Below are 14,295 nucleotides of genomic sequence, written 5' to 3' on the forward strand. Positions count from 1 at the left end.
GTTCCCTCCTTATTGCGCCTGGATTCTGAGTTCTGCACTGGAACGGCTGGTGTGACCCAGCAGCGATTTCACGTCGCTGGACTTGGGTTTGATCAGCCTGAACTTGGGCACATAGGAGTCGAAGTTGGCCAGGATCTCCTCGGCGCGCGAACTGCCGGTCTCATTGAGGTGCGCCGTGATGATGCCGCGCAGGTGCTCCTGATGGATGGCGAGATCCGCCACGTCCAGCAGTTCCACCAGCTCGGGGTTGGTGCGCTTGGCGAAGTTGCCGCACTCGTCGAGCACGTAGGCAAAGCCGCCGGTCATGCCCGCAGCGAAGTTGACGCCAGTCTGACCCAGTACGGTGACGATGCCGCCGGTCATGTATTCACAACCGTTGTCGCCAATTCCCTCGACCACCGCCAGGGCGCCGGAGTTGCGCACCGCGAAACGCTCGCCAGCAGTGCCCGCGGCGTAGAGTTTGCCGCCGGTGGCACCATAGAGGCAGGTGTTGCCGATGATGGCCGCTTCGTGGGATTTGAACGCCACGCCGACATGGGGCTTGATCACCAGCTTGCCGCCGGTCATCCCCTTGCCCACATAGTCGTTGGCGTCACCGGTGAGGATCATCTCGAGGCCACCTGCGTTCCAGACGCCGAAGCTCTGGCCTGCGGTACCGTTGAAGTGCACCTTGACCGGATCTGCTGCCATCCCCTGGTTGCCGTGGCGTTTGACGATCTCGCCCGAGAGGCGCGCACCCACCGAGCGGTCGGTGTTGCGGATGTCGTAGCGGAACTCGCCGCCGCTTGAGGTTTCTACCGCTTCCAGCAGATCTTCCACCATTTTCAGGTTGAGCGGCCCTTTGTCGAAGGTGGGGTTGTGCTGCTGGCTGAACAGGCTGGAGCCTGCCGGTGCTACCGGACGGGCCAGAATGCCAGAGAGATCCAGCTTGGCCTGACGAGCGGTGAGGCCGGGCAGGGCTTCCAGCAGATCGGTGCGGCCAATCAGGTCGGTCAGCTGGGTGACGCCGAGCTGGGCCATCAGCTCGCGGGTCTCCTCGGCGATGAACTTGAAGTAGTTCATCACCATCTCCGGCAGGCCGGTGAAGTGCTCGCGACGCAGCTTCTCATCCTGAGTGGCAACGCCGGTGGCGCAGTTGTTCAGGTGGCAAATACGCAGGTATTTGCAACCGAGCGCCACCATGGGGCCGGTGCCAAAACCGAAGCTCTCGGCGCCGAGGATGGCTGCCTTGATGATGTCGAGACCGGTCTTGAGGCCGCCATCCACCTGCAGCCGCACCTTGTGGCGCAGACCGTTGGCGACCAGCGCCTGCTGGGTTTCAGCCAGACCCAGCTCCCACGGGGAACCGGCATATTTGACCGAGGTGAGGGGGCTCGCGCCAGTGCCGCCGTCATAACCGGAGATGGTGATGAAGTCGGCATAGGCCTTGGCCACGCCGCAGGCGATGGTGCCAACGCCGGGTTCGGAGACCAGTTTCACCGACACCAGACAGCTCGGGTTGATCTGCTTGATGTCGAAGATGAGCTGGGCCAGATCCTCGATGGAGTAAATGTCGTGATGCGGCGGCGGCGAGATCAGGGTCACGCCGGGCACGGAATAACGCAGCTGGGCGATCTGGGCAGTCACCTTGTCACCGGGCAGCTGGCCACCTTCGCCGGGCTTGGCACCCTGAGCCACCTTGATCTGCACCACATCGGCGTTCATCAGGTAGTGGGGGGTGACGCCAAAGCGGCCGGAAGCCACCTGCTTGATGCGGGAGTTCTTCTCGGTACCGAAACGTTTGGGATCTTCGCCACCTTCGCCGGAGTTGCTCTGACCGCCGAGGCGGTTCATGGCAACAGCCAGCGCCTCGTGGGCCTCAGGGCCGAGGGCACCGATGGACATGGCTGCGGAGTCGAAGCGGGGGAACAGCTTGTCGGCTGGCTCAACCTGATCCAGCGCGACCGGATTGTCGACCTTCTTCAGGGCCAGCAGATCGCGCAGAGTGGCAACCGGGCGCTCGTTCACCAGACGGGCGTACTCTTTGTAATCGGCATAGTTGCCGGAGCGCACCGCCGCTTGCAGGGTCTGCACCACATCCGGGTTGTAGGTGTGGTACTCGCCGCCGTGGACGAACTTGAGCAGGCCGCCATGGGGGAGGGGCTTGCGCACCAGCCAGGCCTGACGGGCCAGATTGTGCTGATCCTGCTGGATGTCGGCAAAATCGGCACCCTGAATACGGCTCGATACGCCGCGGAAGCAGGTATCGACCACCGACTTGGCCAGGCCCACCGCTTCGAACAGCTGGGAGCAGCGGTAACTGGCGACCGTGCTGATGCCCATCTTGGACATCACCTTGTAGAGCCCCTTGTTGATGCCGTTGCGGTAGTTGACCATGGCCTGGCGCAGGGACATGGTGAGCACGCCCTCTTCAACCTGTTTGGCCAGGGTTTCGTAGGTCAGATAGGGGTAGATGGCGGTCGCGCCAAAGCCCAGCAGCACCGAGAAGTGGTGCGGGTCACGGCAGCTTGCGGTCTCCACCAGAATGTTGGCGTCGCAGCGCAGGTTGTTGTCCACCAGAGTGCGCTGTACCGCGCCTACCGCCATGGCGGCCGGGATCGGCAGGGTATCGGCGCTGATATCGCGATCCGACAGCACCAGCAGCACGGTGCCACTCTTTGCGGCGGTTTTTGCCTCCTCGCAGATACGCAAGATGGCCGCTTCCAGCCCCTCTTCGGGCTTGAAGTTGAGGCTGATCACCTGATGACGGTAGTACTCACCTTCCAGTGCCAGTAGCTGGTGGAAGTCGGAGTAGAGCAGGATCGGCGACTGGAACAGCACCCGGTGGGCGTGGCCGAAGGTCTCGTTGAAGACGTTCTGCTCGCGACCGATACAGGTGGCCAGCGACATGACGTGGTTTTCCCGCAGCGGATCGATGGGCGGGTTGGTCACCTGGGCAAACATCTGGCGGAAGTAGTCATAGAGGGTACGCGGGCCGGAGGAGAGCACCGCCATCGGGGTATCATCCCCCATGGAGCCCACCGCTTCCTGACCGTTCTCACCCAGTACCCGGATGATCTGATCCAGCTCCTCGAAGGAGTAGCCAAACAGCTTCTGATAGGTTTTCAGCTGGTCGTCGGAGAACTCGCGGCTACCGGTCTGGCTGTCGTCCATCTGCTCGAAGGGGACCAGTCGGCGGCAATGTTTGTCCATCCACTGTTTGTAGGTGTGGCGGGTCTTGAGATCGTCATCGATCTCGAAGCTGGTCCACACCTTGCCGTTGCTGGTATCCACCACGAACAGCTCGCCCGGGCCGACCCGGCCCTTCTCCAGCACTTCGTCCGGGGTATAGTCCCAGGTGCCGACCTCGGAGGCGAGGGTGATGAACTTGTCCTTGGTGATGACGTAGCGGGCCGGACGCAGACCGTTGCGATCTAGTGCGCAGGTGGCGTAGCGGCCGTCGGTCATGACGATACCGGCCGGGCCATCCCAAGGTTCCATGTGCATGGAGTTGAAGTCGTAGAAGGCGCGCAGGTCGTCATCCATGTTCGGGTGTTTTTGCCATGCAGGCGGGATCAACAGACGCATGGCACGGAACAGGTCCATGCCACCGGCGAGGAAGAGATCCAGCATGTTGTCGAGGCTGGAGGAGTCAGAGCCGGTGGTATTGACGAAGGGGGCCGCTTCCTGCAGATCGGGAATGAGCGGGGTGGCAAACTTGTAGCTGCGTGCCTTGGCCCACTGGCGGTTGCCGGCGATGGTGTTGATCTCGCCGTTGTGGGCCAGATAGCGGAACGGCTGGGCCAGCGGCCAGCGCGGGCTGGTGTTGGTGGAGAAACGTTGGTGGAAGACGCAGATGGCCGCCTGCATACGGATGTCTGCGAGATCCAGATAGAAGCGCGGCAAGTCCACCGGCATGCACAGCCCTTTATAGACGGTGACCAGGTTGGAGAGGCTGACCACATAGAAGTAGTCGTCGTTGACGCGCTTTTCGATGCGGCGGCGCACGATATAGAGGCGGCGCTCGAGATCCTTGTCGACCCAGCCGGGCGGGGCGTTGACAAAGACCTGTTCAATGCTGGGCAGGGAGGCTTTGGCGATGGTACCCAGTACGTTGGTATCGACGGGCACCTTGCGCCAGCCGACCAGACTCAGGGTCTCTTTTTCCAGCTCTTCGTCGATGATGTCGCGGGTCTGCTGGGCCAATACGGGGTCAGGGTTGAGAAACAGCATGCCGACCGCATAGTTGCGGCCAAGGTGCCATCCCTTCTCCTCGGCGACAGCTCTGAAGAAGCTGTCCGGTTTTTGCAGCAGCAGACCGCAACCATCGCCGGTCTTGCCATCGGCGGAGATCCCTCCGCGGTGCTGCATGCGAGCCAATGCTGACATCGCGAGACGGACAAGCTTGTGGCTGGCTTCCCCTTCCATGTGGGCCAACAGGCCGAAGCCACAGTTATCCCTCTCCAGCTTTGGATCATATAGTGACATTGCATTTCTCCCTTGCTCGGCCTTGCATCGCACAGTCATCGTCTGACTGCATAAATTGCGATTGGCTCTTGTGGTTCCGTCTGCCTGACGTGGCGAATCTCCAAACTAATGGGATTTTCTGGCGAGGTCAATCGCAGGTCAGGTTTGTCTTCATGGTTACATTCGCATAACAAAATGTCGGGTTAGGGGGATTCGCTCGCAGTTATGGAGTGTTTATTCTGTGTGGTTTGATTTTGTTGGTTAAATATATCGCCATTGGCGGGCTCAATGGTGCGCTCGGCGACTATGGGCGAATGTAGTAATTTTACCAACCCGATGTGGCCGACAGCGGATGGGATCACATTTTCAATATCCCATGCTTGCAATTGTGTGCTGTCGGGTCTCTTTGAATTTTTCATTGTTCAACAGTGGGTTATCAGGTCTCATTTTCATATGGATGTTTACTGTTTGAATCGTCAAAGAACTGTAAAAATCCTTTTTTTGCGCTTTTTCTCTATATTTATTCAAAATTGGTCGGGTGTTTATATGTTTTACCCTCTCCGCTAGCTTGATCCAGCTCAGCCCCTGTTTTACGCAAGCTCGTACAATGGCGCTCCTTTAGCGGAGGTGTCATGCAGTTACACGAACTCGTCAATACATTCGGTCAGGATCTCAAGCAACGTCATGGTCAGAAGATCCACAAACTCTCCATCCACGGGGCCTTCACCTGCCCGAACCGTGACGGCACCCTGGGCCGTGGTGGCTGCACCTTCTGCAACGTATCCTCTTTTGCCGACGAGTCGGCTCAGCAACTCTCCGTGGTGCAACAACTGCTGGCTCGCCGAGACGAAGTCACCCGTGCCAAACGCTATCTTGCCTATTTTCAGGCCTATACAAGCACCTATGCCGAGGTCGAATATCTGCAGCGGATGTATGAAGAGGCGCTGTCGGTGAGCGATATGGTGGGGCTCTGTGTGGGCACTCGTCCCGATTGCGTGCCGGATGCGGTGCTGGATCTGTTGGCGGGCTATCAGGCCCGGGGTTACGAGGTGTGGCTGGAGCTCGGGCTGCAAAGCGCCAACGACAAGACTCTGCAACGGATCAACCGCGGCCACGGTTATGCTGCCTATGAGGATGCGGTAAGACGTGCCCATCAGCGCGGCATCAAGGTATGTGCTCATCTGATCGTCGGCCTGCCGGGCGAGGTGCCGATGGACAGCCTCGATACCTTGCATCGTATCGTTGAGACTGGTGTTGAGGGGATCAAGTTGCATCCGCTTCATGTGGTTGAAGGCAGTACTCTCGGTAAAGCGTGGCAGGCGGGGCGGCTTGAGGTATTGACGCTGGAGCAGTATGTAGAAGCCGCTGTCGCCATGATCCAGCACACGCCGCCCGAGGTGGTGTATCACCGGATTTCGGCATCCGCGCGCCGTCCAACCCTGTTGGCGCCAGCCTGGTGTGAAAATCGCTGGACGGCCATGGCGGACATTGCCAAAGCACTCTCATTGAACGGCCCGCAAGGTCACGCGTTGGGCAGACCCTTCATACTTCCTGACCTATAATTGAGCGCCAGATTATTATTTTCACGTAAAACATAGGGTTATATAAAAAACTTCATACCCTAAACTATAGTTTTGGTACGTGCCGGTTGATATAGTGGTGCGCCATAATAAATGTCATTATCAATTAACTCCGACATTCACCCTGATTGCAGTGTTAGCATGGTGTTGATGAGCCGATTATTTTTACCAATAACGAATCATGCCGCCATTGCTGCTGTGCCGGGAAATTGGGGATGAGTGTCGCGATCTATCTGGACAGGTTTATCCCCTGATCAGTCTCATCAGCGGGAAGGCCACTCGGTTTTAGCGTGGCTATAGCAGGGAAATATGAGCGATGAACGCTCTTATCTACCTCATTTATGCAGTGACAGGATGCTATGCAAGCAGAAACAAGTCGTATTGATGAGTTATTGGAGTGTCTGGTCTTCTTGACCCGCTTTTATGGTGTGCCCAACAGCCAGGATGCCCTGACGACCGGGTTGCCACTGGTCTCCGGGCGCCTGACTACCGCACTCTTTTGCCGTGCTGCCGAGCGGGGCGGGTTATCCGCCCGTGAAGTGATACAGCCACTGGCCGATATTTCTCCCTTGCTGCTGCCTTGTGTATTGCAGATGCGCAATGGTGGCGCCTGCATTTTGCTGGAGTGGAACGAAGATCGCAGCCAGGGGAAAGTGATTTTCCCGCAGGCAGGTGATGCAGCCCAATGGCTAACCGCAGCCCAGTTGGGTGATGAGTATCTGGGGCGCCTCTTCTACGTGAAGAAGCAGTTCAAGTTTGACGAGCGCTCGCCCAAGGTGCTGGAAACCCGTGATGGCCACTGGTTCTGGAGCACCTTGTTCGAATCCCGCGGCATCTATCGTGATGTGCTGATCGCCTCCATTCTGATCAACCTGTTTGCCATCGCAAGCCCTCTTTTCACCATGAACGTCTATGACAAGATTGTGCCCAATCTGGCGTTTGATTCGCTTTGGGTGCTGGCGGTCGGGGCTATGGTGGTCTTTACCTTCGATTTTGTGATGCGGCAGTTGCGCAGTTACTTTATCGATATCGCTGGCAAAAAGTCTGATGTGCTGCTGTCCGCCAAGATCTTCGCCAAGGTGATGGGCATGCGGATGGAGTCTCGTCCCGCTTCCACCGGCGCGTTCGCCAAACATCTGCAGGAATTTGAATCGGTGCGGGAGTTTTTCACCTCCGCAACGGTTTCTACTCTTATCGATCTGCCTTTTGCCGTCTTCTTCCTTTTTATTATCTGGATGTTTGCCGGTGTGATGGTGGTGGTCCCCATCGTCGCCATGCTGATCCTCATCGCCTACAGCTTCTATATTCAGGAGCCCCTCAAGCAGTCCATCGAAGAGGGGTCACGCCTGGCGTCCCAGAAGAACGCCAACCTGATTGAAAGTATTTCCGGGCTGGAAACCGTCAAGATTTTCGGCGCCGAGAGTATGTTCCAGCATCGCTGGGAACAGGCCGTTTCCCATATTTCCACCTGGGGCGTACAGACCCGCCGCATTACCAACTCCATGTCCTCGCTGGCCAGTTATATCCAGCAGGTGGTGACGGTCGGTCTGGTGATCGTTGGTGTTTACCAGATCTCCGAAGGCTTGGTCACCATGGGGGGCATGATTGCCGCCGTGATGCTCTCCAGCCGCGCCATTGCGCCTATGGTGCAACTCTCCGTGTTGTCGACCCGTTATAACCAGGCCAAGTCAGCACTGGATATTCTGGAAAAAATCATGCAAACCCCGGGAGAGCAGGAGGAAGGCAAGCAATATATCCATCATCCGGTGATTGCCGGTCGAATTGAATTCGAAAATGTCTCCTTCAAATATCCGGGAATGGAAACCAGCACCCTGCACAATATCAATTTGCGCATTCAGCCGGGCGAAAAAGTGGCGATTATCGGCCGGATTGGGGCGGGTAAAACGACCCTCGAGAAGTTGTTGATGGGACTGTATCGACCGACCGATGGCTCGGTACGTATCGACGGCTTTGAACTCGATCAACTGCCACCTGCGGTGATCCGTCGCAATATCGGCTGTGTTCCGCAAGATGTCATTCTCTTTTTCGGATCTGTGCGGGACAACATCATGCTGGGTAATCCGCTGGTGGATGATGTGAGAGTCTTGCGCGCCGCCAAGCGGGCGGGTGTCACCAACTTTACCAACCGGGATCCCAACGGGCTGGATCGGCAGATAGGCGAGGGTGGCCGTCAGCTCTCCGGTGGCCAGCGTCAGTCGATCCTGCTGGCTCGCGCCCTGCTCAATGACCCCCCCATTCTGGTGATGGATGAGCCGACCTCCAACATGGACAACCAGTCCGAGATGCAGGTCAAACAGGAGCTTGCCAGACTGGGCCCGGAAACCACATTGATCCTCATCACTCACAAAACCTCGATGCTGGATGTGGCATCGCGAGTGATCGTTATCGAGCAGGGGCAGATCGTTGCTGATGGCCCCAAAGAGGTGGTGTTGCAGCAGTTGAAGGAAGGCAAGGTGCGCGTGCAGGAGGTGTCCCATGGTTAAGGGGCTCATGGACTGGTTCAAGCGCAGCAAAAAGACGCCTTCCGGCGAGGTATTGCCAGCACCCGAGCATCTGGAGTTTGTCGATGACGGCGCGGCAGCTGTACTGCTGACCACGCCGACCGGAGCTCGCATCCTGTTGTGGTGCTGTTTCCTCTTTTTCATGAGTGCCATCGTCTGGGCGGCCTGGGCCGAACTGGATGAAGTCACAGTGGGTCAGGGCAAAGTTATTCCGTCCCGTCAGCTGCAGGTGATCCAGAACCTGGAAGGGGGGATCGTCAAAGAGATCTTCGTCAAAGAGGGGGACATCGTCGAAAAGGGGCAGCCGCTGCTGCGTATTGATGACACCCGTTTCCGCTCCGACTTTAGAGAACGGGAGCAAGAGGTCGTCACCCTGAAGGGGGATGTGGCCCGTCTGCGCGCCGAGATGGCCAGCGTCGAGGTGAAAAACAACCCGGCACTGGGGTGGCGTGAGCAGGTAGTGGTAGGCGAAGCGCCAATCCAGTTCCCCGATGGTTATGAAACCGTCTTTGCCGAATATGCGCACCGTGAGCGCTCTGTACAGCGGGATCGCCTCAATAACCTGAAGAACCAGCTCTATATTCTTGGTCAGCAAATCGAACAGAAAGAGCAGGAGCTGATTGAACTGAATGCCAAGATCCGCACCGTGAATCGCAGTGTGGATCTGGCCAGACAGGAACTGAATATTAGCCGTCCGCTGGCGAAAGAGGGTATAGTGCCTCAAGTGGAGCTGATCAAGCTTGAGCGGCAGGTCAACGAGATGCAGGGGGAGCTGGAGAGCAACCGTCTGCTGATCCCAAAACTCAATTCGGTACTGCGTGAGACCATCTCCAAGCGTAATGATATTGCGCTGAAGTTCAGAGCAGACTCCCAGACTGAACTGAATGAGAAACAGGGGCGGCTTGGCCAGTTATCAGAAGGGCAGGTTGGCTTGCGAGACAGGGTCGACCGGACCAGCGTGATTGCTCCGCTCAAGGGCACCATCAAGAAACTCAAGATCAACACCCTGGGCGGCGTGGTTCAGCCCGGCATGGATTTGATGGAGATTGTGCCGCTGGAGGATACCTTGCTGGTAGAAGCCAAGGTGTCACCGAAAGATATCGCCTTCCTGCGACCGGGGCTGGATGCCATCGTCAAAATTACTGCCTACGACTTTACAATCTATGGAGGATTGCATGGCAAGGTTGAACAGATAAGTGCGGATTCGATCCAGGATGAGGAGGGGAACTCCTTTTATCTGGTTCGGGTTCGAACAGAGAAGAGTTACTTGGGCGATGAGCTTAACGCACTTCCCATCATCCCCGGTATGTTAGCCAGTGCTGATATCATTACTGGTAAAAAAAGTGTCCTAGACTATTTGCTTAAGCCGATTTTACGGGCAAAGCAGTCGGCACTGAGAGAACGATAAGCCAACAATCTAAAAACAAAACATGACTGGAGATAACATGAAAAAAACGATTGTTGCCATGCTGGTCAGTGGCTGCATCCTGATCCCGAGTTTGGGTCAGGCCCAGACTCTGGAAGAGTCGGTGGCACAGACACTTGCTACGCATCCCAAGATCAAGGAAGCGTTTGATCTGTATCAGGCACGACTCTATCAGCATGATGGAGCCAAGGGTGGCTATTATCCTACGATCGATCTGCGTGGTGGCGTAGGCTATGAAAAAACTGACAGCCCTTCTACCCGCGCTGCCAGTGCCAACAGCAATATTGATGATTCCATGATTCGCAAAGAAGCTGGACTCAGTCTGCGGCAGATGTTGTTTGATGGCTTTGATGTCAGCAACAACGTATCCCGAACCGAAGCTGAAGCCAATGCCCAGCGTCTGGCGATGATCTCCGAAGCTGAAAATACCGCGCTGCGAGTAGCTGAGGTCTACCTCAATATGCTGCGCCAGCAGGAGATCCTGGAACTCTCCAAACAGAACCTAGAAACCCATGAACAGATCCGTAGCGACATCAGCAAACGGACTGATTCAGGGCTTGGCTCTACTGCGGATCAGACCCAGATTGAAGGTCGTGTTGCCCGGGCATACTCAAATCAGGCTGCTGCAGAAAACAACTATCGCGACGCAGAGAGTGAATTTATTCGTGTCGTGAACGAGGTGCCCAAAGATCTGGTACAGCCGGTTCCCAATACCGAGCTTATCCCGACCAGCCTCGATAGTGCGCTGAAAACAGCGACCGAAGTCCACCCGACCCTGCTCTCTTCCCTGCAGGATATCGAAGCGGCCAAGTACCAGCATGAAGGTGCCAAATCCGGTTTCTACCCCAATGTGACATTCGAGGTCGATCAGAACTGGAATGAGGATATCGATGCGGTCAAAGGGCGCAACGATGATCTGACCGCCATGGTGCGGATGCGTTACAACCTGTTCCGTGGCGGTTCTGATGTGGCAGAGAGCAATGCAACATCTGCGCTCTACTCTCAGGCGAAAGACATTCATTTGAATGCGTTCCGCCAGGTGGAGGAAGGCACTCGTCTGGCCTGGAACGCGAAAGAGTCGCTGGCCAAGCAAAAGACCTTCCTGAAAGAGCATGTTGACGCCAGCTATGACACCGTACAGGCATACAAGAAGCAGTTTGGTTTGGGTCAGCGGACATTGCTGGACGTATTGAACACCGAGAACGAACTGTTCGAGGCGCGTCGCAGCTATATCACTGCCGAGTATGATGCACTGCTGGCTGACTATCGCATTCTCAACGCGACAGGCAGTCTGCTCAATGCATTTAGCGTCAAACAACCCGCTGAATGGCAGGCCAGGCAATAACCGTTTGTTCATGATCCCGCAGGGATCATGAACGCCAACATGGTGACTGCTGCTGGCAGTCACCATGTTTGGCTAACGCAGGTTGTTGTACGAGCTTTGAGGAGTGCAGCAGTAATAATGCAGCAGGAATATGATGTGACACTCCAGCGTGGTGCCGGTAGCCGATGGTGTTATCTTCTCAATGATTGGAGATTCCGATCGCTACGCGCTCTGCGCCACTCCTTATGGATCCTGCTGTTACCCTTCTCACTTCTGCTCTGTGCCAGTCAGCCTCTGCCACAGGAAGATCTCAACTTGATCAAACGGGCGGAGCAGACCTATGGCGCCAGAGCCGGCAAGCGTGTAACTAGTTGGCGTATGCTGGTCATGGAGACGAAGGGCAGGGCCCTGAGCGAAGAAAAAAAGCTTGAGCGGGTTAATAATTTTTTCAATCGGATGCGTTTTATTGACGATATCAAGTTATGGCGCAAAAAGGATTATTGGGCAACCCCGCTAGAATTTTTGGGAGCCGCCGGGGGAGACTGTGAAGATTTCAGTATCGCCAAATACTCTACGCTGCTCGAGCTTGGGATCCCGGATGATAAAATGCGGATGGTGTACGTCAAGGCGCTTGATTACAACCAGTTTCACATGGTGGTGGCATATTATGAGACACCCTCTTCCGTTCCGGTTATTTTGGATAATTTGATAGGCTCGATTCGCCCAGCCACACAGCGGCGTGATCTGGTGCCTATTTACAGTTTTAACGGTAGTCACTTGTGGTTGATGAAGGCACGAGGCCAAGGGGAACTGGCTGGTCAATCATCCCGCTTGGGATTATGGAATGATTTACGCAATCGCATGACCTCGGGGCGATTGGCTCGGCCAGTGGTGAATTTGGATGATTAACCTATGACGCTCTATCGACAGTTATTAGCCACCATGCTGCTGCTGTTTGGATTGTTATTTGCGGCCACATACTGGGTGCAATTCAATTCAACCCGCACTTATCTGGCGCAGCAACAGGAAACAACGGTCATCAATACGGCAACCTCGCTGGGGCTTGCGCTTACCCCGTATCTGGAAAACGGTGACAAGGTCGGTGCCGAGTCGGTGATCCAGGCTATTTTTGATGGCGGCTATTATCGATTGGTTCGCCTTGATCTGCTGGCATCGAAGGATGTCATCGAGCAGGAAAATACCAACAATATTCAGGGGGTACCGCGGTGGTTTGTCAATTTGGGACTGTTTCCTGAGGTATCCAACGAATCAATTCTGACATCTGGCTGGTTGCAGCTTGGAAAATTAAAAGTAGTGGGTCACCCCGGCCAGGCTTATTACGAGTTGTGGCGGGGGATGAGCGAGCTGGCGAGCTGGTTTCTGGTCGGCTTTTTGATCACCACAATTTTGTTAATGAGAGCACTCAACTACTTGCTCAAGCCACTCAAACAGATCTGTGATCAAGCCGTAGAGATCGAGCTGCACCATTTCGGTCATACGATCCCGGAGCCTAAAACCCATGAATTGAAGCAGGTCGTTCAGGCGATCAACACCCTCTCAAGCAAGTTGGCGTTGCAGTTCAAAGAGCAAGCCGATGAGGCCGAGAAATTGCGTGAGCGGGTTTATGTCGATGCCGTGTCGGGGCTTGGCAACCGAGCCTATTTTGTGGGCCAGGTAAACGCATGGATAGCGGAGGCTGGCCAAGGTGGCGTCATGCTGGTTGCGGTCGACATGCTGGATGATATCTATCGCGATGAAGGCTTTGCTGCCCGTGACAACATGGTCAAATCGATAGCTCAGGCTTTGAAAGAGCAATTAAAAGGGTGGGATGGCGCCGCCTTGGCACGGATCTCCGCGACGGAATATGCGCTGCTCTGTCCAACTGACGATCTGACTCAGCTAAAAGAGCTGGCTGAAGTGATTAATAGCCGCATTGCCGATCTGGTGGTGAATCCAATGGGCGAAGGGGATGCGCTCTCCGTCATTGGTATTGCCGGTCGTGATGGCAATGATGATCTCTCTGCCTTGTTGACCAAAGCCGATAATGCGCTTGGCAAGGCGCGCAATGAACGCCGTGGTGCTGTTGTGATGGAAGGGGGTACCGAGCAAGGTTTGATGGGGCGCTTGGCCTGGCGAGATCTGGTACAAGATGCAATTTCACGACAACTTTGGCGCTTCAAAGCCCAACCAGCTTGCCGGTTTGATAATGGAGCAAGGTTGCATGCCGAGCTGTTTGCTTCCATCTCTCGGGATGGCACTGATTATTTTGCAGGTCAGTTCTTGCCCGCGATTGAACAGTTCAAATTGGGTGGCGAGTTTGACCAAGCGGTGCTTGATGCTTGCGTTCCATTACTGCAAAAACAGTCTGATCTGGTACTGGCGATCAACATCACTGCTGGCTCGCTCTGCTCGGATGAATTTTTAACTTGGCTGACGCGCTATCTGACCGAGCATGCAGAGCTGAAAGAGCGGTTGTTATTTGAAATACCTGAAGCTGCCATCATGAAACATAAAGACAACGTGGCTGCGTTGGTGGGCACCTTGCAAGCGCATGGCTTCCAGTGGGGGGTTGACCACTATGGTCGTCACTTCCAGTCCCTGGGCTATCTGGAGGAGTTGTCGCCGGCTTATGTCAAGGTCGATCACGGTTATACCAGTCAGGTCATGGAGCCGGGGGCTGACACCTCATTCCTGGCTGCAGTGTGTCGCGCCGCACACAATGCTGGTGTGACCACCATTGCAACCCGTGTCGAAGATCAACATCAAGTGGAACTGCTTTCCAAGTTGCATATCGATGGTTACCAGGGATTTGTTCATCCCGCCTTCCCATTGTCTTGAATTAAATGCTGGAAATGGCCCCGATAGGGGCCTTTTTTATACCAGTCACTTCTCTTTTCGCCATTTTTCTATAACTAACTCAAGGTCGGTCTTGAATGGGGCTGTATCTAGGGTTCTGATTTGTATTAAGAAATTCCAACTTTTCGATTTTTTTCCGTC

The 14,295-nt window shown here is 55.6% G+C and carries 7 protein-coding genes; 6 read left to right on the forward strand and 1 reads right to left on the reverse strand.

The window, feature by feature from the left end; all coding sequences use genetic code 11:
• Nucleotides 1–9: 9 nt before the first annotated feature.
• On the reverse strand, nt 10–4,467 hold the full coding sequence (gltB, locus tag ACTG1P_RS21800; RefSeq protein WP_440002248.1) for a glutamate synthase large subunit: 4,458 nt from the start codon (nt 4,465–4,467) through the stop codon (nt 10–12).
• A 611-nt stretch (nt 4,468–5,078) separates the two neighbouring features.
• On the opposite strand from gltB, the gene ACTG1P_RS21805 reads away from it, so the two are divergent.
• The 6 genes from ACTG1P_RS21805 (at nt 5,079) to ACTG1P_RS21830 (ending at nt 14,136) form a co-directional block, all read left to right on the forward strand.
• On the forward strand, nt 5,079–6,008 hold the full coding sequence (locus ACTG1P_RS21805) for a TIGR01212 family radical SAM protein (RefSeq protein WP_042083735.1): 930 nt from the start codon (nt 5,079–5,081) through the stop codon (nt 6,006–6,008).
• Between the two features lie 377 nt (nt 6,009–6,385).
• Entirely contained in the window at nt 6,386–8,530 is a 2,145-nt protein-coding gene (locus ACTG1P_RS21810; protein WP_005337360.1) for a type I secretion system permease/ATPase, read from the forward strand.
• Complete coding sequence (locus tag ACTG1P_RS21815) at nt 8,523–9,956, forward strand: HlyD family type I secretion periplasmic adaptor subunit (RefSeq protein WP_440002249.1); 1,434 nt, start codon at nt 8,523–8,525, stop codon at nt 9,954–9,956. Before ACTG1P_RS21810 ends, ACTG1P_RS21815 begins: the two co-directional genes overlap by 8 nt.
• A gap of 37 nt (nt 9,957–9,993) precedes the next feature.
• Nucleotides 9,994–11,319 (forward strand): TolC family outer membrane protein, encoded by a 1,326-nt coding sequence (locus tag ACTG1P_RS21820; protein ID WP_440002250.1) that lies wholly within the window; start codon nt 9,994–9,996, stop codon nt 11,317–11,319.
• Nucleotides 11,320–11,454: 135 nt separating this feature from the next.
• Complete coding sequence (locus ACTG1P_RS21825; RefSeq protein ID WP_440002339.1) at nt 11,455–12,207, forward strand: transglutaminase-like cysteine peptidase; 753 nt, start codon at nt 11,455–11,457, stop codon at nt 12,205–12,207.
• A gap of 3 nt (nt 12,208–12,210) precedes the next feature.
• Nucleotides 12,211–14,136, forward strand: a complete 1,926-nt coding sequence (locus ACTG1P_RS21830) for an EAL domain-containing protein (RefSeq protein ID WP_042056178.1) — start codon at nt 12,211–12,213, stop codon at nt 14,134–14,136.
• Nucleotides 14,137–14,295: the final 159 nt, after the last annotated feature.

Origin of the sequence: Aeromonas sp. 11P, from assembly GCF_051920165.1 — a bacterium.
Lineage (GTDB): Bacteria > Pseudomonadota > Gammaproteobacteria > Enterobacterales > Aeromonadaceae > Aeromonas > Aeromonas veronii.

Bases quoted from the DNA above. Each gene is read 5' to 3' on its own strand.
- ACTG1P_RS21810 (WP_005337360.1), top strand. From the start codon at position 6,386: ATGCAAGCAGAAACAAGTCGTATTGATGAGTTATTGGAGTGTCTGGTC.
- ACTG1P_RS21815 (WP_440002249.1), top strand. From the start codon at position 8,523: ATGGTTAAGGGGCTCATGGACTGGTTCAAGCGCAGCAAAAAGACGCCT.
- ACTG1P_RS21830 (WP_042056178.1), top strand. From the start codon at position 12,211: ATGACGCTCTATCGACAGTTATTAGCCACCATGCTGCTGCTGTTTGGA.
- ACTG1P_RS21820 (WP_440002250.1), top strand. From the start codon at position 9,994: ATGAAAAAAACGATTGTTGCCATGCTGGTCAGTGGCTGCATCCTGATC.
- gltB (WP_440002248.1), bottom strand. From the start codon at position 4,467: ATGTCACTATATGATCCAAAGCTGGAGAGGGATAACTGTGGCTTCGGC.
- ACTG1P_RS21805 (WP_042083735.1), top strand. From the start codon at position 5,079: ATGCAGTTACACGAACTCGTCAATACATTCGGTCAGGATCTCAAGCAA.